This window comes from Gordonia hankookensis (assembly GCF_014673215.1).
GTDB lineage: Bacteria > Actinomycetota > Actinomycetes > Mycobacteriales > Mycobacteriaceae > Gordonia > Gordonia hankookensis.
Genome location: NZ_JACWMS010000004.1, coordinates 305,146 through 324,314 on the forward strand (window position 1 = coordinate 305,146; position 19,169 = coordinate 324,314).

Consider the following 19,169-nt stretch of genomic DNA (forward strand, 5'->3'; position numbering starts at 1 on the left):
GACGGCCCGTACCCTGGATGGGGTGACGGCGACCCAGTCCACTGCACAGTCCCCCGCCCGGCCCGGATCGGCCTCCGACCGTCGGCGTTTCGTGAAGGGGCACGGCACCCAGAACGACTTCGTCATCCTCACCGACCCGGCGGCGGACCTCGAATTGACCGAGCCCACGGTGGCCGCGCTGTGCGACCGCAGGCGCGGCATCGGCGCCGACGGCCTCCTGCGGGTGGTGCGCTCGGCGGCGCTTGTCGAGCGGGGAGTGCTGACCGCGCTGCCCGACGGCGTCGGGCCCGACGACTGGTTCATGGACTACCGCAACGCCGACGGATCGATCGCGGAGATGTGCGGGAACGGTGTGCGGGTGTTCGCCCACCACCTGCGGGCCTCGGGTCTGGTCGCCGACGACGCGTTCACCGTCGGATCGCGCGCCGGTGCCCGACCGGTGATCGTGCACAGCCACGACGAGGTCCGCGCCGACGTGACCGTCGAGATGGGGCAGGTGCGTCTGGACGGCGAATCGTTGGTGCGGATCGGCGACGACGCGTATCGCGGTGCGATGGTCGACGTGGGCAATCCACACCTGGCCTGCGTGGTGCCGGACATGAGCGCCGCCGACCTGGCGGCTGTCGACTTCACCGCGGGGGTCGAGATCGACAGCCAGGCCTTCCCGCACGGTGCCAACGTGGAACTGGTGACACCCCCCGGACCTGTCGACGAACGAGGCCGTCTACCTGCGGCGATGCGGGTGTTCGAGCGCGGCGTGGGCGAGACGCGCAGTTGCGGGACCGGTCTGGTGGCGGCGGGCGCCGCGATCCTGGCCGCCGGTGACCAGTCAACCGGAACTCTCTGCATCACTGTGCCCGGTGGTCGCGTCGAGGTGGGTGTCCGGACCGACGGGTCCCACCTGCGCGGACCATCGATGCTGGTCGCCGACGGTGAACTGCGGGCCGGTTGGGACCGACTTCCGGACTGATCTCGGTGGCCACCCGGCGGTCACCGGAAAACCAGGTGCTGTGCGGTTCCATGACATGAGATCATGGTCGTGCCTATGACCGAATCAGCATCCACACCATTTTCCCTGTCCACCCCGGACGACGACGATCTCACCGACCTCCCGGAGACCGCCACCGCGCCGGGCAGCGGCCGCGACATCCTCCGCGGTCTGGCCCAACCCACGACGGGTGAGCTCCAGCTCTCCGAGCGCGCCTCTCTGCAGCGTGTCGCCGGATTGTCGACCGAACTCACCGACGTCACCGAGGTCGAATACCGGCAGCTGCGACTCGAACGCGTCGTCCTGGTCGGTGTCTGGACCGAGGGCAGCGCCGCCCAGGCGCGCGCCAGCATGGTCGAACTCGCCGCACTGGCCGAGACGGCCGGCTCGCAGGTTCTCGACGCGCTGATCCAGCGGCGGTCGCGGCCCGACTCGGCCACCTACATCGGGTCCGGCAAGGCCGACGAACTCGGGGAGGCCGTCCTGACCTCCGGTGCCGACACCGTGATCTGCGACGGTGAACTCACTCCGGCTCAGCTCACCGCGCTGGAGAAGATCGTCAAGGTCAAGGTCATCGACCGCACCGCACTGATCCTCGACATCTTCGCCCAGCACGCGACGTCGCGAGAGGGCAAAGCCCAGGTGTCGCTCGCCCAGATGGAGTACATGCTGCCCCGGCTGCGTGGGTGGGGCGAGTCGATGTCGCGCCAGGCGGGTGGTCGCGCGGGAAGTAACGGTGGTGTGGGTCTGCGTGGTCCGGGCGAGACGAAGATCGAGACGGATCGTCGGCGGATTCGCGAGCGGATGGCGAAGCTGCGCCGGGAGATCCGTGGGATGAAGAAATCGCGCACCGTGATGCGCGCGGCGCGCGAACGTAACGCCATCCCTCGACTGACGGTCGCCGGGTACACGAACGCCGGCAAGTCGAGTCTCGTCAATGCGATGACCGGGTCCGGCGTCCTCGTGCAGGACGCGCTGTTCGCCACCCTCGACCCCACCACGCGTCGCGCCACCCTCGACGACGGCCGCGCAGTGGTGTTCACCGACACCGTCGGCTTCGTGCGGCACCTGCCGACGCAGCTCGTCGAGGCGTTTCGGTCGACATTGGAGGAAGTGGTCGACGCCGACCTTGTCCTCCACGTCGTCGACGGTGCGGATGCCTTTCCTGCCGAACAGATCTCGGCGGTGCGTCAGGTGATCAACGAAGTCGTCGCCGAGGAGGACGCCCCGCCGCCGCCGGAACTGTTGGTGATCAACAAGATCGACGCCGTCGACGCCACCAGGATGGCCGAACTGCGTGGGGCGTTCGGTGATGCGGTGTTCGTGTCCGCGCGCACCGGTGAGGGATTGCCCGAGCTGTTCGACCGGCTCCGCGAGTTCATCGGCCGCTCCGACGTGGAGCTGACGATCGACGTGCCCTACACCCGTGGTGACGTGGTGTCGCGGATTCACGAGGAGGGCGAGGTGCTGTCGAGCGAACACACCGCGGACGGCACCCGGATGCGCGTGCGCGTCCCGGCCGCCTTCGCAGGCGCGCTCGACGATCTCACGGTGACGACCTCGCGGTGATGTAGCCCATCCGCCGAGTGTGCACAGAATTCCGTCGAGTGCGCGTCGGCGGTGATGCCCACGCACCCTCGACGGAATGGTGTGTGCCCGATCGACAGCAGTATGTGTGCGCGACCGGCGGGAAGCCAAGGAGGGCTTCGGCCCTCAGTCGGCGTCGAGATCCTTGGCGACCAGGGTGGCTATCGCATCGAGGGTGTTCTGATCCTCGGCCGTGACCACGACGTTGGTGCCCTTCTCGGCGCCGAGAGTCATGATCATCAGAGCCGAACCGGCATCCACCGGATCTCCGCCCTCGAGGCCGATGGTGACCGCGGTGCCGGCGTCCGCGACCGCCTCGGCGATGATCGTCGCGGGGCGGGCATGCAGGCCGACGGCGGATCCGACGGTGACGGTGGTGCTGGGCATGTGGGTGTCTCCTCACTCATGCGGTGGTGATGTCTGAATTGTTTCGCTGACGACGATTGTGCACGCGTTTCGCGGCGGCGGGGTGCGGCTTGGCCGATCACCTCAGGCCGCGATGGTCTCGAGTTCGGGTACGGCGGTCGCCTCTTTCCGCGCGGTGCTCCATTGCTTGGCGGCGATGACGAGGAACGCGGACAAGGCGGTTCCGGCGGCGAGCGCCACCAGGAACAGGACCCAGTGGTTCATGGTGAAGAAGACGAAGATGCCGCCGTGCGGGGCGCGCTGGGTGACGCCGAACGCCATGATCAACGCACCGGACAGGGCGCCGCCTGCCATCATCGACGGGATCACGCGGAACGGGTCGGTCGCAGCGAACGGGATCGCACCCTCGGAGATGAACGAGGCACCGAGCAGCCATGCGGCCTTGCCGTTCTCACGCTCCGGCTCGGTGAACAGCCTCGGGCGCAGTACAGTTGCCAGCGCCAGCGCCAGCGGCGGCACCATGCCTGCGCACATCACCGCGGCCATGATCTCCAGCTGCGCATTGCCGCCGATCGCGAGTCCCGCGGTGGCGAACAGATATGCCGCCTTGTTGACCGGGCCGCCGAGGTCGAAGCACATCATCAGGCCGAGCACGATGCCCAGGACGACCGCAGAGCCGCCGGACATGCTGTTGAGGCCATCGGTCATCTGATCGGTGACCCACGCGAGCGGCTTGCCGAGCAGCATGTACAGCAACACGCCGATGATCAAACTGCCCAGCAGCGGGATGATCACCACCGGCATCAGCCCTCGTGCCCACTGCGGCAACGGGAGTCGGGCGATCCACAGGCACGCGACACCGGCGATGAGACCACCGACCAGACCACCGATGAAGCTGGCACCGACGGCGACCGACACGAGACCCGCGACGAAACCGGGTGCGATACCGGGGCGATCGGCGATGGCGAACGAGATGTAGCCGGCCAGTACCGGGACCAGCATGCTCATGGCGAGGCCGCCGACCGCGAACAACACCGCACCGATGTATTGGCCGAGGCCGCCGGCAGGCAGATCCCACAGGCTGTTGTTGAGCGCGATGAACTGTCCGTCGTTGAGCGCGCCGGAGGTGTCGAGTGTCGAGTTGGCGATCTCGTAGCCCCCGAGGAACGGGAGGAAGGCGAGGGCGATGAGCAGACCGCCGGCGGCGACGAACGGGATCATGTAGCTGACGCCGGTCATCAGCGCCTGCTGGACCTGCTTGCCGACGCCGAGACCACCGGCGTCGGCTGCGTTGTCCGGGACGCCGTCGCCGGTGCCCGCCACCACCGCGGCGTTCGGATTGTCCGCGGCTGCAACCGCTTCGGCGATCATCGCATCGGGCTCGTTGATCGCCCGTTTGACGCCGGAGGAGATGACGGGCTTACCGTGGAAACGTTCCTTGCCCTTGACGCCGACGTCGGTGGCGAAGATCACGGCGTCGGCGCTCGCGATCACCTGCGGATCGAATGCGGTTGTCGCCGACGACCCCTGCGTCTCCACGTGGAAGTCGACGTCGGCGCGTTCGGCCGCGTACTTGAGGGCATCTGCCGCCATGTAGGTGTGCGCGATCCCGGTCGGGCACGCGGTGATCGCGACGATCGACGTGCGCTCGGGGACGGCCGGACCCGAGGACGGAGACGAAGCGACGCCGACTGATGCCGGGGCCGTTGCTGCTGCTGTTGCGGCTGTGGTTGCCGCGGCGGTGGATGCCGCAGGTTGTGCGGGTGCGGGATTGATCGCCTCGTCGACGAGTTGTACCACCCGCTCATCGCTCTCGGCCTCGCGCAGGGACGCGACGAAATCGGGGCGGACCAGCGACCGCGCAAGTGAGCTCAGCAGTTTCATGTGCTCGGATGCGCCGCCGGACGGTGCCGCGATCAGGAACACGAGGTCTGCCGGGCCGTCGGGTGCACCGAAATCGACCTTGGCGGACAGCCGTGCCATCGCGAGACTGGCCTCGGTGACGGACTCGGCGCGGGCATGCGGGATCGCGATTCCACCGGGCAGCCCGGTCGCGGACTTCGCCTCGCGGTCGAGCGCCCCTCGAGTGAGGTCGGCGGCATCGGTGGTACGGCCTGCAGCCTGTAGAACCTCGGCGAGATAGCCGATCACGGCCGCCGGGTCGGCGCCCGCATCGACGTCGAGTCTCACCGTCTGCGTCGTGATGATCTGTTCGGACATCGGATTTCCTTCTACCTGGGGGTGTGCTGTCGTCGGGTTCGTGGTGGCGGGGTTCGTGGTGGCGGGGTCGGGGCAGTCCGTCTGTCGGGGGCAGGCCCGTGCGTGCGATCGTCGAGTGTCATCCGAGCTGGGCGGCCCCGGAGAGGTCGGTGACCGTCACCCCGTCGAGATCGAGCCGGCCCGGCGCGGGTGGCTGAGTGCCGGCGAGCGCGGTGGCTGCCGAGCCATAGGCGACGGCGCTCCGGAGCCGCTCCGGCTCGGTGGCGCCGCGGGTCTCCGCGATCAGATACCCGGCGAGGGCCGAGTCCCCGGCGCCGACCGTGCTGCGTGGCACGATCGGTGGCGGAGTGGCGAACCAGGTTCCGGAGTCGGTGACCAGGATCGCCCCGGCCGCACCGAGGGTGGCGAGGATGGCGGCCCCGGTCTGGTCGACGAGAGAGCGCGCCGCGCCGATGAGCGGTGCGTAATCGCCTCGCGACGTCGCGGCGACGAGACGCGCCGGATCCACGCCGGTGGCCTCGGCCAGCTCCTCGTCGTTGGGTTTCAGCAGGTCCACACGACCCCGGACCGTCGCCGACAGTGGGCCGCCGGAGGTGTCCACCGCGACTTGGCAGTCCTGTCCGTCGAGCTCGTCGATGACGGTCCGGTACCAGTTGTCCGACGGTCCCGGTGGCAGTGACCCACACAGTGCCACCCAGCTTGCGTCGCGCGCGTTCTCGACGATCAGGTCGACGAGGGCATGTGTGTCGGCGGGCGTCAGCCCGAAGCCCGGTGCGTTGATCTTGGTGGTCGTGCCGTCGGGGTCGGCGACCGTGACGTTGGAGCGGACGTCGCCGTCGATCGGCAGGGCGAGGTAGGGGAGATCAACCGTGTCGAGCGCGGTGAGGAGTGGGTCACCGGTCCGCGCGGGCAGGACCGCAAGCGTCGCCAGCCCTGCCTCGGACACCACTCGTGCGACGTTGACACCCTTGCCGCCGGGCTCGGCACGCACCGACGTCGCGCGCTGCACCTCACCGCGGCGCAGCGGTGCGGCGAGCTCCAGGGTGCGGTCGAGGCTCGGATTGGCGGTGACGGTCAGGATCACCGGCGGTGGTGATGGTCGTGTCATGGGGGTCCTCTCGGTCACGCGATCACGACGTCGATCCCGCGTGCCGACAGAGCCGCGGAGGTGACCGGGTCGATCCCGGCGTCGGTGACCAGCACGTCGATATCTGCGAGATCGGCGAACGAGGACAGGTCCTCACGGTCGATCTTTGATGAATCAGAAAGCACCACAACGCGATTGGCAACCCTGACGATGGCTGCCTTGATGGCGGCCTCGTCCGGGTCGGGGGTGGAGAGTCCGTGTGACTCGGTGATCCCGTTTGCGCCGACGAAGGCTGTCGAGATGCGCAGTCGTTCCAATGCCGCCACCGTCTCGGAGCCGACGGTCGCCTGTGTGAGTCCGCGGACCCGGCCTCCCAGGACATGTAGGTCCGACGAGTGGTGGCCGGCCAGAGCGGCCGCGATCGGGATGCTGTGGGTGATCAGGGTCAGACGGCGGTCACGTGGCAGGGCGAGGGCGGCCTGGAAGGTGGTGGTGCCGGCGTCGAAGAACAGCGAACCACCGTCCGGTGGGAGGAACCGGATCGCCGCTCGGCCGATGGCGACCTTCTCATGGGTGTGGGTCATCTGGCGTTCGTCGATGCCGAGCTCGCCGATCACCGGCGTGGAACCCGGCCGAACCGCGCCGCCGTGTACCCGCTGAAGATGCCCTGCGCGCTCGAGGGTTGCGAGATCCCGACGGACCGTCTCACTGGTCACGTCGAACAGCGTGGCCAAGGCGGCGACCGACGCGCGGCCATTGGCCCGTACCTGATCGGCGATCGCCTGCTGACGTTCTTCGGCGTACACGGATGTCCTCGTCTGTTGGAATCTGTGGATTTAGATGTTGCTATATCTGTGTTTACGCCTGTTTATGTTGACAAGTCAAGGTTTTCTTGTAACTTGAATCACATAACTTCCAGTTACGGGTTCATTGCACATGTGCTCGGCTGCTCGAGACAGGCCAGTGAGTCCGGGACGGGATCGTTTCCCGGACCGACGGACAGATAGGACTTCGGTGACACAGACACAGGTTTTGCAGGGGACACCCGTGGTGGCCGGAAAGGCCTTCGGTCCGGCCATCTGGCCGGGCGCCCGCCCGGACTACGACCCGAGTGCAGAGGCCGACGTTGCCGCGGACGAGCGTGAGGTCGAGGCCAAACGCTTCACCGATGCCGCGGCGACGGTGGCGGGACGACTCCGGGAGCGGGCCTCGCATGCCTCGGGCGCCGCGTCGGAGGTGCTCGTGGCGACCGCTGGTCTCGCCGAGGACCGCGGCTGGGTCGGTGCGGCGACTGCGTTGATCGCCAAGGGCACCCCCGCGCCGGCCGCGGCCGCGGCGGCGACCGAGCAGTTCGCCGTGATGTTCACCAAGCTCGGTGGACTGATGGCCGAGCGGGTCACCGATCTCAACGACGTCCGGGATCGGGTGGTCGCCGAGTTGCTGGGGATACCCGAGCCCGGCGTGCCGGAACCACCGGTGCCGTCGGTGCTGCTCGCCGACGATCTCGCCCCGGCGGACACCGCCGGGCTCGACCCGACGTTGATCACCGCGCTCGTCACGCGTCTCGGAGGTCCCACGAGTCACACCGCGATCATCGCCCGCCAGTTGGGGATTCCATGCGTGGTCGCCGTGGGTGGGCTCGCCACCGTGGCCGTCGGCACCACGGTGCTCGTCGACGGGACGGCGGGCACGCTCGAGATCGAACCCGACGAGGCGGTGGCGCTCGCCGGCGTGGACGAGAGTCGCCGCAAAGCCGCAGCGGTGGCGTCATGGACGGGACCCGGGACGACCTCGGACGGGCATCGGGTCTCGGTGCTCGCGAACGTCGCCGACGGGGCGTCGGCACGAAACGCATCCGGTCACCCGGTCGAGGGTGTCGGATTGTTCCGCACGGAGTTGGCGTTCCTCGAGCGTACCGAGGCCCCGACGATCGCCGAGCAGGCGACGTTGTACCGCGAGGTGATCGACGCATTCGCCGACCGGAAAGTGGTGATCCGGACGCTCGACGCCGGGTCGGACAAGCCGCTGAAATTCGTGACCCAGCTCAACGAGGCCAACCCGGCGCTGGGCGTGCGGGGCAATCGCATCGCGATCGACCATCCCGAGATCCGCGCGGATCAGCTCGATGCGATCGCGGCCGCTGCTCGGGAGAGCGGAGCCACTCCGTGGGTGATGGCGCCGATGATCGCATCGCCGTCCGAGGCAGCGGAATTCGCGGGCGAAGTGCGGCGCCGCGGGTTGGTCGCGGGGGTGATGGTCGAGGTGCCGGCCGCGGCGATCCTGGCCCCCGCGATCATGGCCGAGGTCGACTTCGTCTCGATCGGCACCAATGATCTGACGCAGTACACGATGGCCGCCGATCGGATGTCCGCAGAACTCGCCACATTGACGGATCCGTGGCAGCCGGCGGCGCTGGCACTGATCGACATGGTCGCCCGCGCCGGAGAGGCGGCGGGCAAACCGGTCGGGGTCTGCGGCGAGGCGGCCGCCGATCCGCTGCTGGCCTGTGTCCTCGTCGGCATGGGTGTCAGCTCGTTGTCCGCGGCACCCGCCGCGGCTGCTCCGGTCGGCGCTCGCCTCGCGGAGGTGACCCTCGATCAGTGCCGGTCAGCCGCGCAAGCAGTGCTGAGAACAGCCGATCCCGCGGAGGCCCGTGCGGTGGCGTCCGCTGCGCTCGGTGGCTGACTCCCGGCCGTCGGGCCTCAGACGCGCCGCATCACGGTGACGACTTTGCCGAGGATCGCGGCCTCGTCGCCCGGGATGGGATCGAAGAGGTCGTTGTGGGGCATCAGCCACACGTGACCGTCCTTGCGCTTGAACGTCTTCACGGTGGCCTCGCCGTCGATCATGGCCGCGACGATGTCACCGTTGTCGGCGACGTTCTGCTGTCGGACCACGACCCAGTCGCCGTCGCAGATGGCGGCGTCGATCATCGACTCACCGACGACGCGCAGCAGGAACAGTGATCCCTCTCCGACCAGTTCTCGAGGTAACGGGAAGACATCCTCGACGGCCTGCTCGGCCAGGATCGGTCCGCCGGCGGCGATCCGCCCGAGGACGGGCACGAACGTCGGTGTGGGCAATTCCTGACCGTCGGCCAGTCCGGCCGCGGCGCCGCCGGGCGGGGTGTGGTCGCCGTCCTGGATGTTGACCGCGCGCGGCCGGTTGTGGTCGCGCTTGAGCAATCCCTTGCGTTCCAGAGTGCGGAGTTGATGGGCCACCGACGACGTGGACGTCAGTCCGACGGCGTCGCCGATCTCGCGGATGCTGGGCGGGTAGCCACGCTCCCGCACGGACTGACGGATGAACTCCAGGACCCCGCGCTGCCGAGCGGTGAGAGCCGCCTCGGCGGCCTCGGGGTCGGCGACGACGGGTGCCGGATCCGACGTGTCGTCGGGGGCGTGCGCGGTCTCGTGGATCCCGCGGGTGGCTCCACGCCGCCCACCGGCCTTGTCGCTCATCGCTGAGTCCTTCCTGTCGGCTCTTGCATCGTCGGCTGCCGCCGGAACCGGTTCGCCTCGCAAAATCGCTGGTCGATCGGTTGTCTTACGGCCGAGGTTAACCGAACCCGCCGACAGGTTCAAACATTTGTTCGACGCGTGTCGGGACTTTGTCGGCGCATCGTGCTACAAATCGAACATGCGTTCCATCGAACATGTGATCGATGAGACGCCCGATTCGGATCCCGGGAGGACACGATGAGCACAGCAACCTTGACCCGAGAGGCGTCCGTCCGCGAGACGTCCGCGCGCCACGCGCCGAGCAGTGGCACCCAGACCCGCGAGACACCGGCGCTCGCCCCGCGACGGCCGGCCACCTCGGGCGTCGGTGCGCGTCCACGGCGTGCCGCTAGGGTCGAGCCGACCCGTCCGGCCGACCGTCGTCCGGCGGGTCGACGCAACGTGGGTACGACGATCGTCGGCACCCGGTGTGCGGCACCGGCAGATGAGCGACTGGTCTATGCGCGCCGTCGTGCGGCCGCGCTCGCGGTGCTGGTCGGAGGAGCACTGGCGGCGCTCGTCTGGGTTGTCGCGATCGTCGGGTCGAACTACGCCGCGTCCGTGGCCCCGCAACCGGTGGGCACCGAGGTCGTGCATGTCCGGCAGGGCGACACCCTGAGCTCGATCGCCGATCGGGTGGCTCCGGACCTGCCGCGGCAGTCGGTCATCGATCAGATCGTCGAGCGCAACGCGCTGCCGTCCACGGGCCTCCGGATCGGTCAGGCACTGATCGCGCCCGCATACCGCTGAGCGACGGACGGTATCCTCCATGGCACAGGTTCCAGCCGGAAACCGGCACGGCGTAGCGAGCATCCGGTGCGCCGGAGTGTCCCGAGATGTGCGTGAGGACAACATGCGCTGCCCGTTTTGTAAGAACGAAGACACCAAGGTCATCGACTCGCGTGTCGCCGATGAAGGGCAGGCGATCCGACGGCGCCGTTCGTGTGCGGAGTGTGGTCGCCGGTTCTCGACGGTGGAGAGCGCCGTGCTGTCGGTGGCAAAACGCAACGGGGTCACCGAACCTTTCAGCCGCGAGAAGGTGATGCGCGGGGTTCGTCGGGCCTGCCAGGGGCGCGCCGTGGCCGAAGACGCCCTCGCTCAGCTCGCGCAACAGGTCGAGGATGCGGTGCGCGCATCCGGATCGGCCGAGATCCCCAGCAACGAGGTGGGATTGGCGATCCTCAAACCGTTGCGTGAGCTCGATGAGGTGGCCTATCTCCGGTTTGCGTCGGTGTATCGCTCGTTCGACTCGCTCGAGGACTTCCAGCGTGAGATCGACGACCTGCAGGGTGACCTGACGCACGAGAGGGCAGTGGACGCTGCGGGGCCGACCGTCGCCGACTGACGACGTCGGAGGGGTGCGCTCGGTCGTGCGCTCAGTGGAACGCGTCCAGTGCGCGTAGCGCCCGCTTCTCGGAGATCGGGTAGGCGGTACCGAGTCGCTGCGAGAAGAGACCGACCCGGAGTTCCTCGACCATCCAATGCGCGTACTCGTTGAAGGCATCGCGCCGGCCGGCCGGGAGCTGCGCGACTCGCTGATTCCAGTGTGCGATCACCCGGTCGACCGCGGCGAGGGCATCGCGATCGCGGGTCGTCGATCCCATGAGATCGGCCAATCGATTCTCCGCCGCCTGGAGATAGCGCGGGATCTCGGTGAGATGTCTGCGGGGGGTCGCGGCCACGAATCCGTCGAAGACGAGGTTCTCCAGTTGCTCGGCCACGTCGTCGGCAGCGACGGATCCGCTGTCCTGATCGATCTCCGATCGGAGCGGGGCCAGATGTCGGAGAATGTCTGTGGCGAGCTCGAAATACTCAGGGGCCGCGTCGGTCACGGTCGGCCTGAGGTCGTCGCGGAGCTGCGCGAACCGGCCGGGCGTCCGGATGACCGTGAGGTCTCGGGTGGCCACGGCGTCGCGGACCGCGCGCCGGGTGCAATCGGCCAGGAGATCATCGGCTCGGAGATACGGGCTCTGACTCAGTGCCAGTCGTCCGGCCGGGTCGAGGGTGCCGATGATCTTCTTGGGGAGGGTCGGGATCGTCGTTTCCAACAACACGATCACCGCGTCGGTCAGCTTTCGGTCACGCTCGGCTGCGGTGACGGACTCGGTTCGCGTGACGCCGGTTGCCCGGCCCGCGTCGTCCCAGGCGACATCGAGTCCCGGATAGCGGGTGATCGTCTGGCCGGCAACCGCTGTGGTGGTGGTGTCGGGCAGGTCGCCGATGCCATCGGCGGTCCATGAGGTGTGGACGGTGCGGGGACGAGAGGTGTCGTCGTGCCCGGCGAAACCCTTCTTCAGGCCGGCCAGTGACTTGCCACTCGCGACGACCGTGCCGGACCGGTCGGTGACGGCGAAGTTCATTGTCAGATGGGCGGGGACGCGATCGAGGGAGAAGTCACCCGGGGACACGGTCATGCCGGTGATCGAGGTGAGCTCGCGGGACAGGCCGGTCACCAGTGGCTCCGACCGGGGTGTCAATCGCGACACCGCGAGGTCGGCGAAACGCTGGGCGGGTGCCATCGACTTGCGGAGGGCCTTGGGCAGTGACTTGACGAGCTCGGTGGCGAGTTCGGAGCGCAGGCCCGGAACCGACCAGTCGAAACCCGCGGGTCGTACATGATCGAGTAGTGGCCGGGGGACCACGACGGTGACCCCGTCGTCGGGAGCACCCGGCTCGAACCGGTAACGCAGTTCCAGGCGGGTCTCGCCCTGCTGCCATACCCCGGGAAAGTCGTTGTCGGCCACCGTGACGTCGGCCGCCACATCCTCCGGCTTCAGGTCGAGCAGGTCTGGATGCTCTTGCCGGGTCTTCTTCCACCAGGTGTCGAAATGCCGCGCCGACACGACGTCGGCGCCGACACGGGCGTCGTAGAACTCGAAGAGCTGTTGCTCACTGATCACCAGATCGCGACGGCGCGCGCGATGCTCGACGTCGGCGGCCGCGTCGAGGAGTTCCCGATTGCGGTGGAAGAACACATGATCGGTGCGCCAGTCGCCCTCGACAAGGGCGTGGCGAATGAACATCTCCCGTGCGGTCGGCGGATCGATCGCTCCGTATGGAACACGTCGCTGGGCGACGAGGGTGACCCCGTAGAGAGTCACCCGCTCGTAGGCCATCGCGGACGCCCGCTTGGCCGACCAGTGCGGCTCGCTGTACGACCGGCGGACGAGGTCGCCGGCGAGTTTCTCGGCCCAGAGCGGATCGATCCCGGCGACGGTGTGCGCGAACAGCCGTGAGGTCTCGAGGATCTCTGCGGCCATGATGAAGGGAGGCGGTTTACGGGCGAGCGACGAGCCGGGGAAGATCGCCAGCGATGTGTTTCGGGCACCGATGTAGTCGCGTGAATCGCCTTGGCGGACTGCGATGTTGCCCAGCAGTCCGGAGAGGATCGAACGGTGGATGGCGTCGGCGTCGCGTGGCGACGCGGTGGCGGTCCAATCGAGGTCGGAGACGATCCGTGACAACTGGCGGTGGAGCTCCTGCCATTCCCGGATGCGCAGGAAGTGGAGGAACTCGCTCTCGCACATCCGTCGGAAACGATTCCCCGACAACTCCTGTCGTCGGTCGTTCAGGTACTGCCAGAGCTCGAGATACGAGAGGAATTCCGAACCCGGCACCGCGAACCGTCGATGCGAGGCGCCGGCGGCCTCGCGATGTTCCGCCGGCCGTTCGCGCACATCTGGCACCGACAACGCCGCGGCGATCACCAGGACGTGGTCGAGACATCCGAGTTCGTGTGCGGAGATCAGCATCCGTGCCAGACGGGGATCCACCGGTATCCGGGCCATGTCCCGCCCGATCCGGGTGAGCACCGGCTCGTGGTCGTCGCGAGCGGTCTCGCGGATCGCGCCGAGCTCGGTGAGCACGGCCATGCCGTCACGGATGGCGCGCGCGTCGGGCGGCTGCACGAAGGGGAATGCCGACACGTCACCGATGCGCAGGGCGGCCATCTGGAGGATCACCGCGGCGAGATTGGTCCGCAGGATCTCCGGGTCGGTGAACGCGGGACGGTTGTCGAAATCCTCCTCGGAGTACAGGCGGATACAGATGCCGGGCGCGACACGACCACAGCGCCCGGCCCGTTGCCGGGCGGAGGCCTGGGAGATCGGTTCGATGGGAAGTCGGTTCACCTTCGACCGTGTCGAGTAGCGCGAGATGCGGGCGGTGCCGGTGTCGATGACATAGCGGATACCCGGAACGGTCAGTGATGTCTCGGCGACGTTGGTGGCGAGGACGATCCGCCGCCCGCTCGACGGCGCGAAGACGCGTTGCTGGTCGGCGATCGACAGCCGCGCGAAGAGCGGGACGATCTCGGCACCCGACGCGACGCGATGACGCAGCGCGTCCGCGGTCTCGCGGATATCCCGTTCGGTCGGCAGGAACACCAGGATGTCGCCGGTGCGTTGCGACGACCACAGCTCGCCGACGGCCTGGTCGACGGCTTGGACCTGATCCAGGTCGCGATGGTCGGAATCGGGATCCTGGTCGTCCCCGAACGGCCGGTATCGGACCTCGACGGGATACGCACGCCCGGACACCTCCAGGATGGGCACGTCACCGGTGGGCCGGTCGCCGTCCGTGGATTCGTCGGATGCGAAGTGCCGCGCGAACCGGCCGGGCTCGATGGTCGCCGAGGTGATGATGACCTTGAGGTCGGGACGGCGCGGCAGGAGTTGCTTCAGGTACCCGAGGATGAAGTCGATGTTGAGGCTGCGCTCATGGGCCTCGTCGATGATGAGCGTGTCGTAGTGACGCAGCAGAGGGTCGGTACCGATCTCGCGGAGCAGGATTCCGTCGGTCATCACCTTGACCAAGGTGTTTGCGCCGGCCCGGTCGGTGAACCGCACCGAGTATCCGATCGCCTGACCTATCTCGGTGTCGGTTTCGTCGGCGATGCGGCGCGCGACCGAACTCGCTGCTATCCGCCGTGGCTGGGTGTGACCGATGGCGCCTCGGATGCCGCGACCCAGTTCGAGACAGATCTTGGGCAGCTGGGTGGTCTTGCCCGAACCGGTCTCGCCGGCGATCACCACCACCTGATGATCGGCGATGGCGGCGGCGATCTCGTCGCGGGCCGCCGACACGGGCAGGTCCGGCGGGAAGGTGATCGTCGGAACAGTCGCACGACGACGATCGACGCGGAGCGTTGCGGCGTCGACGTCGGCGGCCAGCTTGTCCCAGGCCGCCTGTTTCGGTGAGCGACCGAGTTTGTCGAGTCGTCTGCGCAGACGATGAGCGTCGAGGATGGTCACGTCGGCGAGGCGGTCACCGAGCGCTCGTCGGTCGTCTGCGGTCGGAACGGGCATGATCCGTCCAGGATATGGGGTCGACGGAGGTGACCCGACGCACGCCCGGCATGATTGGGGCATGGCTGGTTCACTGTGGCACGGTTTCGCCGATATGGGTTCGGTCTCCACCAAGGGGCCGTTCGTGGTCACCCGCGGACGAGGGACACGGATCTGGGATGCCTCCGGTCGCGAGTATCTCGACGCGACCGCGGGTCTCTGGTTCACCAACATCGGCCACGGCCGAACCGAGGTGGCACAGGCCGTCGCGGATCAGCTCGGTCGGCTGGCGCATTACTCCGGGTTCGGAGACATCACCGCCGATGTGACCGCGGATCTCGCCGACCGTCTCGCCGCGATCGCCCCGGTTCCCGACAGCAAGATCTTCTTCACCTCGGGTGGCAGTGACTCGGTGGACACGGCCGCCAAGCTGGCCCGGCGCTACTGGCACGAGCAGGGCAGGCCGGAGAAGAACATCATCGTCGGTCGTACCAAGGCGTACCACGGCATGCATGTGGCGGGGACCGCGCTCGCGGGCATCCCGGTCAACCGCGAAGGCTATGGCGAACTCATGCCCGACGCCGAGTCGGTGGAGTGGGACAATGCGAAGAGTCTGCTCGGCCTCATCGAGCGCCTGGGTGCCGATCGCATCGCGGCGTTCTTCTGCGAGCCGATCATCGGTGCCGGCGGGATCTACCTGCCTCCGGAGGGCTACCTCGCCGAGGTGCGTCAGATCTGCCGCGACCACGACGTGTTGTTCGTCGCCGACGAGGTGGTCACCGGATTCGGACGCATCGGTGGCGATTCCTGGTTCGCGTCCTCCCGTTTCGACCTCGCGCCCGACATGATGACGACGGCCAAGGGCCTCACGTCCGGATACGTTCCGATGGGCGCGGTGTTCATCGCTCCCCGTATCGCCGAACCGTTCTTCGGGGGCGGTGTCTGGTGGCGCCACGGCTACACCTACGGCGGCCACGCCGGTGCCGCCGCGGCCGCGATGGCCAACCTCGACATCATCGAGGGTGAGGGTCTGCTCGCCGAGGCGACCCGGTTGGAAGGCGATCTGGAGCAAGCACTCTCGCCGCTGGCCGATCTCGATTCGGTGTCCGAGGTCCGCACCGGCCTGGGCGCGGTCACCGCGGTCCAGCTGGCCGATCCCGCCCAGGCGATGCCGATGGTCGGCAGACTGCGCGAGCACGGCGTCAGCGGTCGTGCCGCGGGCCAGGGGGCGCTGCAGATCTCACCGGCGTTCGTGATGACCACCGACGAGGTCGGAGAACTCGCCGACCGGATGCGGGCCGCACTGGCCTGATCCAGGGACAATCGAATCTGCCCCCGGCTCTCCGTATTTCGTCAGAGTCGGGGGCAGATCTGTGTGCGGGGCCGGTCAGACCGCCGCGAGCACTTCGGTGGTCGCGATCGCCTGGGCGACACCGGCGACGATCGAGGCGACCTTGAGGGCCTCGAGGATCGCCTCACGGTCGACGCCTGCTTCGCGAAGGGTGTTCTCGTGAGCGCCGACGCAGTGCTCACAACCGTTGATCGACGACACCGCGAACGACCACAGCTCGAACAGCGCCTTGTCCACTCCGGGGTTGCCGATGATGTTCATCCGCAGACCGGGACGCAGGTCGTCGTACTTGCCGCCGAGGAAGCCTCGGCCTCGATAGAAGACGTTGTTCATCCCCATGATCGACGCAGCCCCGAGTGCGGCGTTGTATGCCTCGGCGGACAGCGTGTCGGCGGCCTCGTCGGCGATCTCGGCCAGCACCTTGGCATTACGCGTCGCGGCCGCGGTCGACAGCAGGGTGCCCCACAGCTGATCCTCGCTCAGCGCCGTGGTGCGGCTGATCGAACCCAGATTCAGTTTGAGGTCCTTGGCGTACTCGGGCAGTGCTTCCTTGAGATTCTCGATGCTCATGCGGTCTCCTCTCAGACGCTCGCGGTCAGCAGCTCGCCCGCGTCGATGGTCGGATCGCCCTTTTTCCAGTTGCAGGCGCACAACTCGTCGGACTGCAGGGCGTCGAGGACGCGGAGCACCTCATCGACGTTACGTCCGACCGAACCGGCAGTCACCGAGACGAACTGGATCTCGTTGTTGGGATCGATGATGAACGTGGCCCGGTCGGCCACCCCGTCCGCATTGAGAACACCTGCCGCGGAGGCAAGTTCGCGCTTGAGGTCGCTCAGCATGGGGAAGGGGAGGGTCTTGAGGTCCTCGTGCTGTGCGCGCCACTGGAAGTGGACGAACTCGTTGTCGACCGAGGCGCCGAGCACCTGCGCGTCACGGTCGGCGAACTCGTCGTTCAGCTTGCCGAAAGCGGCGATCTCCGTGGGGCACACGAAAGTGAAGTCCTTGGGCCAGAAGAAGACGATCCGCCACTTCCCGGGCTGATCGTCGCTGGTGACCGTGGTGAAGTAGTCGTCCGGCTTCTGGGCGTCGACCTTGGACAGGTCACCCCCGATGACCGCGGTGAGGTGGTAGGCGGGGAACTGGTCGCCGATGGTCAGCAAAGCCATGCTCTGTTTCGCTCCTTGATGTTTCGATCAGCGTCGGGTGCGTCATACGAGGACGCGGATTCGTCGTCAGACATGCACCATCGTGCCGGAATATCGGTAAGAGCGAAACGTGATGATACGCACTATATTGATAGGCATGGCCAATAGAAGTCATCAACCGTCCGCGACCGCTCTGCGGGCATTCGTCGCGGTCGCGCACCGGCGTCACTTCGGTTCTGCGGCAGATGATCTCGGTGTCAGTCAGCCGACGTTGTCGCAAGCACTGGCCGGTCTCGAGACCGGACTCGGACTGCAGCTCGTCGAGCGGACCACGAGACGTGTCTTCCTGACTCCGGAAGGGGAGAGGTTGCTGCCCAGGGCAATCGCCGCCGTGGATGCGATCGATGACCTCCTGGCAGAGGCATCGGGAAACGGGGACCCGCTCGCCGGGCCGATGCGGGTCGGCTTGATACCGACGGTCGCCCCGTACATCCTTCCGACGGTGCTTCGCGGTGTGGCAGAACGTATTCCGGAGTTAAGGATGCAGGTGGTCGAAGACCAGACGGCGCGACTGCTGCGTCAGCTGAGAGACGGGTCACTCGACGTGGCCATCATGGCGTTGCCCACGAATGAACGGGGGATGAGCGAGGTCCCGCTGTACACAGAGGATTTCGTCCTGGCGCTGCCGGCCACGCATCCACTCGCAGGACGACGCAGAGTGGACCCGGCGTCGCTCGCCGACCTGCCGTTGCTCCTGCTCGACGAGGGCCATTGTCTCCGGGATCAGGCGCTGGAGGTGTGCCGGCTCGCCGGCGTCCGACCGGACGTCGGACAGACGCGGGCGGCATCCCTGGCGACCGCGGTGCAATGCGTGGAGGGTGGTCTGGGGGTCACACTGATCCCGCAGACCGCCGTGGCGGTCGAGACCGGCGGCGGTCAGCTGGCCACCGCAACCTTTGCGCGGCCCCGTCCGGGTCGGCGGGTGGGCTTGGTGTACCGCGATTCGGCCCGTCGAGCCGAGGCGTTTCACACTCTCGCGGAGGTCGTCGCCGATCTGGTGGTCGCGACCGGTACCGTGCGGCGCGGCTGATCATCGCCGACGGCAAGGTGACGTGCGCCGACGGCAACCGGTATCCCGACGAAGAACAGGTGGCTGTCGGCGGGATCGGGGTTGCGGTCGGGGGGCGAGCGGTGAGTGGGCTCAGCGGGGTTCGAGCACGAACACCGGGATGACGCGGTCGGTCTTGGTCTGGTACCCGGCATAGTCGGGCCACGCCTCGACGGCGCGGGCCCACCAGGTCTCACGTTCCTCGCCGGAGACCTCGCGCGCGGTGTAGTCGCCGACGTGCTCCCCGTCGCGGAGTTCGACATGCGGTTCGGCGACGAGGTTCCAGTACCAGACCGGGTGTTTGGGGGCTCCGCCGAGGGAGGCCACGACCGCGTAGTCGCCATCGTGTTCGACCCGCATGAGTGGCGTCTTGCGCAGCTTGCCGGATCTGCGGCCGACCGAGGTGAGGATCACGACGGGTTTCCCCTTCATCGTGGTCGCGGCGGTGCCGTTCGATCCCTCGTACTCGCGGACCTGATCAGTGGCCCAATCCGCCGGGCTGGGTTCGTATTCTCCGGTGAGTGGCATA

General features: G+C 67.8%; 16 protein-coding genes. 7 read left to right on the forward strand and 9 right to left on the reverse strand.

Annotation, left to right across the window (positions count from 1 at the left end; translation table 11 throughout):
- Window positions 1-22: 22 nt before the first annotated feature.
- Window positions 23-970, forward strand: coding sequence for a diaminopimelate epimerase (gene dapF / locus IDF66_RS19585; RefSeq protein WP_190268260.1), 948 nt, complete (start codon window positions 23-25; stop codon window positions 968-970).
- 75 nt (window positions 971-1,045) lie between these two features.
- Window positions 1,046-2,557, forward strand: coding sequence for a GTPase HflX (hflX, locus tag IDF66_RS19590; RefSeq protein WP_190268261.1), 1,512 nt, complete (start codon window positions 1,046-1,048; stop codon window positions 2,555-2,557).
- Between the two features lie 144 nt (window positions 2,558-2,701).
- Here hflX and IDF66_RS19595 read toward each other — a convergent pair whose 3' ends face one another.
- From IDF66_RS19595 to IDF66_RS19610, 4 genes are all read right to left on the reverse strand, one after another.
- Window positions 2,702-2,962, reverse strand: coding sequence for an HPr family phosphocarrier protein (locus tag IDF66_RS19595; RefSeq protein WP_164308337.1), 261 nt, complete (start codon window positions 2,960-2,962; stop codon window positions 2,702-2,704).
- Between the two features lie 102 nt (window positions 2,963-3,064).
- The gene (locus IDF66_RS19600) at window positions 3,065-5,161 is read right to left on the reverse strand and encodes a PTS fructose transporter subunit IIABC (protein WP_190268262.1); all 2,097 of its coding nucleotides are present in this window, start codon (window positions 5,159-5,161) and stop codon (window positions 3,065-3,067) included.
- 118 nt (window positions 5,162-5,279) lie between these two features.
- The gene (locus IDF66_RS19605; protein WP_190268390.1) at window positions 5,280-6,245 is read right to left on the reverse strand and encodes a 1-phosphofructokinase family hexose kinase; all 966 of its coding nucleotides are present in this window, start codon (window positions 6,243-6,245) and stop codon (window positions 5,280-5,282) included.
- A 38-nt stretch (window positions 6,246-6,283) separates the two neighbouring features.
- Complete coding sequence (locus IDF66_RS19610; protein WP_190268263.1) at window positions 6,284-7,054, reverse strand: DeoR/GlpR family DNA-binding transcription regulator; 771 nt, start codon at window positions 7,052-7,054, stop codon at window positions 6,284-6,286.
- A 130-nt stretch (window positions 7,055-7,184) separates the two neighbouring features.
- Between IDF66_RS19610 and IDF66_RS19615 the strand changes: the two genes are divergently transcribed.
- Window positions 7,185-8,933 carry a putative PEP-binding protein gene (locus IDF66_RS19615; RefSeq protein WP_190268264.1) on the forward strand — a complete coding sequence of 583 codons (1,749 nt, stop codon included), beginning with the start codon at window positions 7,185-7,187 and terminating at the stop codon, window positions 8,931-8,933.
- Between the two features lie 17 nt (window positions 8,934-8,950).
- Here IDF66_RS19615 and lexA read toward each other — a convergent pair whose 3' ends face one another.
- Entirely contained in the window at window positions 8,951-9,709 is a 759-nt protein-coding gene (gene lexA, locus IDF66_RS19620) for a transcriptional repressor LexA (protein ID WP_190268265.1), read from the reverse strand.
- Between the two features lie 237 nt (window positions 9,710-9,946).
- On the opposite strand from lexA, the gene IDF66_RS19625 reads away from it, so the two are divergent.
- Together IDF66_RS19625 and nrdR are read left to right on the forward strand one after the other, a co-directional pair.
- A complete protein-coding gene (locus IDF66_RS19625) occupies window positions 9,947-10,498 on the forward strand; it encodes a LysM peptidoglycan-binding domain-containing protein (RefSeq protein ID WP_190268266.1) in 552 nt (183 codons plus the stop codon).
- 103 nt (window positions 10,499-10,601) lie between these two features.
- Complete coding sequence (nrdR, locus tag IDF66_RS19630) at window positions 10,602-11,093, forward strand: transcriptional regulator NrdR (RefSeq protein ID WP_164308383.1); 492 nt, start codon at window positions 10,602-10,604, stop codon at window positions 11,091-11,093.
- A gap of 31 nt (window positions 11,094-11,124) precedes the next feature.
- Here nrdR and hrpA read toward each other — a convergent pair whose 3' ends face one another.
- Window positions 11,125-15,054 (reverse strand): ATP-dependent RNA helicase HrpA, encoded by a 3,930-nt coding sequence (gene hrpA / locus IDF66_RS19635; RefSeq protein WP_190268267.1) that lies wholly within the window; start codon window positions 15,052-15,054, stop codon window positions 11,125-11,127.
- A gap of 61 nt (window positions 15,055-15,115) precedes the next feature.
- Here hrpA and IDF66_RS19640 point away from each other — a divergent pair, with 61 nt between their 5' ends.
- Entirely contained in the window at window positions 15,116-16,345 is a 1,230-nt protein-coding gene (locus IDF66_RS19640) for an aminotransferase family protein (protein WP_190268268.1), read from the forward strand.
- Between the two features lie 75 nt (window positions 16,346-16,420).
- On the opposite strand, the gene IDF66_RS19645 is transcribed toward IDF66_RS19640, so the two are convergent.
- A complete protein-coding gene (locus IDF66_RS19645) occupies window positions 16,421-16,954 on the reverse strand; it encodes an alkyl hydroperoxide reductase (RefSeq protein WP_164308345.1) in 534 nt (177 codons plus the stop codon).
- A gap of 11 nt (window positions 16,955-16,965) precedes the next feature.
- Complete coding sequence (locus IDF66_RS19650; RefSeq protein WP_190268269.1) at window positions 16,966-17,553, reverse strand: peroxiredoxin; 588 nt, start codon at window positions 17,551-17,553, stop codon at window positions 16,966-16,968.
- Between the two features lie 112 nt (window positions 17,554-17,665).
- Here IDF66_RS19650 and IDF66_RS19655 point away from each other — a divergent pair, with 112 nt between their 5' ends.
- Window positions 17,666-18,622, forward strand: coding sequence for a hydrogen peroxide-inducible genes activator (locus tag IDF66_RS19655; RefSeq protein ID WP_164308384.1), 957 nt, complete (start codon window positions 17,666-17,668; stop codon window positions 18,620-18,622).
- 111 nt (window positions 18,623-18,733) lie between these two features.
- On the opposite strand, the gene IDF66_RS19660 is transcribed toward IDF66_RS19655, so the two are convergent.
- Window positions 18,734-19,168 (reverse strand): nitroreductase family deazaflavin-dependent oxidoreductase, encoded by a 435-nt coding sequence (locus tag IDF66_RS19660; RefSeq protein ID WP_164308347.1) that lies wholly within the window; start codon window positions 19,166-19,168, stop codon window positions 18,734-18,736.
- Window position 19,169 lies beyond the last annotated feature (1 nt).

Coding starts and splice junctions, on each gene's coding strand:
- hflX (WP_190268261.1), top strand. CDS start 1,046: ATGACCGAATCAGCATCCACACCATTTTCCCTGTCCACCCCGGACGAC.
- IDF66_RS19595 (WP_164308337.1), bottom strand. CDS start 2,962: ATGCCCAGCACCACCGTCACCGTCGGATCCGCCGTCGGCCTGCATGCC.
- IDF66_RS19600 (WP_190268262.1), bottom strand. CDS start 5,161: ATGTCCGAACAGATCATCACGACGCAGACGGTGAGACTCGACGTCGAT.
- IDF66_RS19615 (WP_190268264.1), top strand. CDS start 7,185: ATGTGCTCGGCTGCTCGAGACAGGCCAGTGAGTCCGGGACGGGATCGT.
- lexA (WP_190268265.1), bottom strand. CDS start 9,709: ATGAGCGACAAGGCCGGTGGGCGGCGTGGAGCCACCCGCGGGATCCAC.
- IDF66_RS19625 (WP_190268266.1), top strand. CDS start 9,947: ATGAGCACAGCAACCTTGACCCGAGAGGCGTCCGTCCGCGAGACGTCC.
- nrdR (WP_164308383.1), top strand. CDS start 10,602: ATGCGCTGCCCGTTTTGTAAGAACGAAGACACCAAGGTCATCGACTCG.
- hrpA (WP_190268267.1), bottom strand. CDS start 15,054: ATGCCCGTTCCGACCGCAGACGACCGACGAGCGCTCGGTGACCGCCTC.
- IDF66_RS19640 (WP_190268268.1), top strand. CDS start 15,116: ATGGCTGGTTCACTGTGGCACGGTTTCGCCGATATGGGTTCGGTCTCC.
- IDF66_RS19645 (WP_164308345.1), bottom strand. CDS start 16,954: ATGAGCATCGAGAATCTCAAGGAAGCACTGCCCGAGTACGCCAAGGAC.
- IDF66_RS19650 (WP_190268269.1), bottom strand. CDS start 17,553: ATGGCTTTGCTGACCATCGGCGACCAGTTCCCCGCCTACCACCTCACC.
- IDF66_RS19655 (WP_164308384.1), top strand. CDS start 17,666: ATGATACGCACTATATTGATAGGCATGGCCAATAGAAGTCATCAACCG.
- IDF66_RS19660 (WP_164308347.1), bottom strand. CDS start 19,168: ATGCCACTCACCGGAGAATACGAACCCAGCCCGGCGGATTGGGCCACT.